This is a genomic window from Nostoc sp. LEGE 12454, from assembly GCF_056620565.1.
The window spans coordinates 1-1,837 of sequence record NZ_JBWQXL010000110.1; the positions used below are offsets into that span (position 1 = coordinate 1).

General features: G+C 42.2%; 2 protein-coding genes. Both read left to right on the forward strand.

The features are described 5' to 3' along the window. The first annotated feature begins 174 nt into the window (after positions 1 to 174). Positions 175 to 996, forward strand: coding sequence for a hypothetical protein (locus AC1F2U_RS34630; protein WP_480265258.1), 822 nt, complete (start codon positions 175 to 177; stop codon positions 994 to 996). Continuing rightward, positions 996 to 1,835, forward strand: a complete 840-nt coding sequence (locus AC1F2U_RS34635) for a hypothetical protein (protein ID WP_480265259.1) — start codon at positions 996 to 998, stop codon at positions 1,833 to 1,835. The genes AC1F2U_RS34630 and AC1F2U_RS34635 overlap by 1 nt, the downstream gene beginning before the upstream one ends. Positions 1,836 to 1,837 lie beyond the last annotated feature (2 nt).

Sequence of the window (1,837 nt, forward strand, 5' to 3'; positions counted from 1 at the left end):
CCCTAGCTATCTAATTGGTGTTGTTTGCAGGTAAACTGAAAAACACCTACCAGCAGACATTCCTCCGTGATAGTAAAGTTACCTAGCCACCGCCCACAAAGACATTTCCCGGATGCCAAACGAATAATTGTGAAATGTGAGCTAAATTTATGTATACATTGCGATAGCCAATTAGTGAACCTTCCATCTTGGCATATGCGGAAAACCATTCAAACCTTAAGCGGAGCAGTGTTTATAGCAGGTAAAGGTAAAGAATGTGCCAACGCTGAATGTGAATATTTTGGTCAACACTACTTAGCATATAGTGTACTAAAATATAGTTTACCTCAAAGCACTTACGGGCTAGATGTGCTGGCATTTATCGGTTGGCAACATGAACATGAGCATCAACAGTTAGTTGAAATTCAACGAGAATTAAACCAGCGTGGTGTAGAAATTAACGAGAGTAATGTAGGGAAGCTATATCGTCAATTTCTGGCACTGTTGGGTGGAGCAATAGCACATACGGCTGAGAAATTAGCTGCTACAGCCGTCCTTCATGGTGGTTTGATTTGGGCAATAGATGCCTTACAGCCAGAGGGTCACGGGACTTTGTTATACGTATTATATGAAGTATTAAGCGGTACAGCAGTAAGTGGAATTCAGTTACCACAGGCACAAGCACAACGGTTAATTGAGTGGCTACAACCATATCAGGAGTTACCGTATAAAGTGCTAGCAACATTGTCAGATGGGGAATCAGCAATCATCGCGGCAATAAATTCAACTTGGACAAATGCACCACATCAACGTTGTCAGGCACACTTCCTCAGTAATTTGAGTGAATCTGTGCTGCCATTAGATACAAAGCTCCGACAACAATTAAAAACAGATTTAGGTAGACTGCCAAAAGTCCCAGAGAATTCAGAAAGACCTCAAGACCCAAGTTCCGAACAGCAGCCAGATACTACCCCCCTTTTTCAGCAATCTCCTATTTGTCACGAGACGCAGAGCTAGTGGCCGTTGAAGCCCAAATTCGTGCAGCGATTCGAGATTGTATCAATCGCACAAGTCGCAAACCTTTTCAGTGGGGTGGCTTAAGCGGCTACCAACAACTAGAAGCCATAGGTGCAATATTACGTAGTTTACCATGTCGAGAAATTGACACAGATTATTTATCTCTGTTGTCAGTATGGGTTGACCAAGTTTTAAGCAACAATCTTTCCGTAGCGTTGGATTTGGCAGAAGCGCACAAGTGGTTGCGACAAATTGCTGATTGTTTGCGCTATCCTGAATACTCCAAACGTAGCGCAGATAATGTAACCGATATTACTCAAACTAATAGTTCACCCTTAACGAGCTTTCAGGTTCGGCGCGAGATGGAAGAGTTATTACAACAGTTTATGCCTGATCATCAACAAAATCCGGCACAGTTTACCTTAAAGAAAAAGTTACAAAAACTGTGGGATAAATACGGAACTAACTTATTGCACTGCTATGATATCCCTGGCTTGCCAGCAGACAATCTCAACATCGAGTCTTTGTTCAGTAATTTACGTCGCCATCAACGGCGAATCAGTGGGCGCAAATCCACCGTCGAATTGCGTGATTTTGGACAATATCAAGTTCTCTTTGTAGCTGAAACTGAAAAACAGTTATTGGAACAAATTCAACAAGTACCTATAACCGAGTATAAAACTCAACGTCGTAAATTAGCTTTGGCGGAAGTTCCTCGCCAACGCAAACATCGCCTTCACCATGATCCAATTACCGCAATACAAGGTTTGGTCAATCAACATACAGAAATTCTCTCTGTGCTTGAGTCTCAAGCCCTAAAATACCAATTAGATAGCTAGGG